The following is a 447-nucleotide window of genomic DNA, read 5'->3' on the forward strand; positions in this document are numbered from 1 at the left end:
GCCCCTGCCCTGCGGCCTGGGCCTCGAAGGCCATCGGCAGCGTTACGAGATCCGCCGTGATGGGCAGCCCCACGTGTACTGTCGACGCAGGTTGCTGCAAAGTGACTTCGCCACCGGTGACCACCTGGCGCGACATGACGGCGCCATCGGCCAGGATGTTCACCTCTTCGCCCTCCAGGTGGTCCAGCCCCCCGAACGTTGTTGCCGGGGCCCCTGAATAGCTCAGCCCAGCGTCCACGAAGAACGCATCTTCCAGGGCCTCTACTCGGCGGGAGTGCAATCGCTCCACGTACCGAACTGACTGCCCATTGATCGTCCGTTTAACGATGGTGTACACCGCGTCCTCATCCTCTTCGGTAACGCAGCAGACCGACTCGAACTTGCCTGAAGCAGCAGTCGTGTGCCTGTGCCAGCCTTGCACCTGCTGTTCAGGGACATAGGTCATCC

1 protein-coding gene is annotated in these 447 nt (G+C 62.6%); it reads right to left on the reverse strand.

Annotated features, from left to right (window positions below):
- On the reverse strand, window positions 1-447 hold a 447-nt coding region (locus tag RCF13_RS00305; RefSeq protein WP_308140687.1), incomplete at both ends, for a hypothetical protein.

This window comes from Stenotrophomonas maltophilia group sp. RNC7 (assembly GCF_030910085.1).
GTDB lineage: Bacteria > Pseudomonadota > Gammaproteobacteria > Xanthomonadales > Xanthomonadaceae > Stenotrophomonas > Stenotrophomonas sepilia.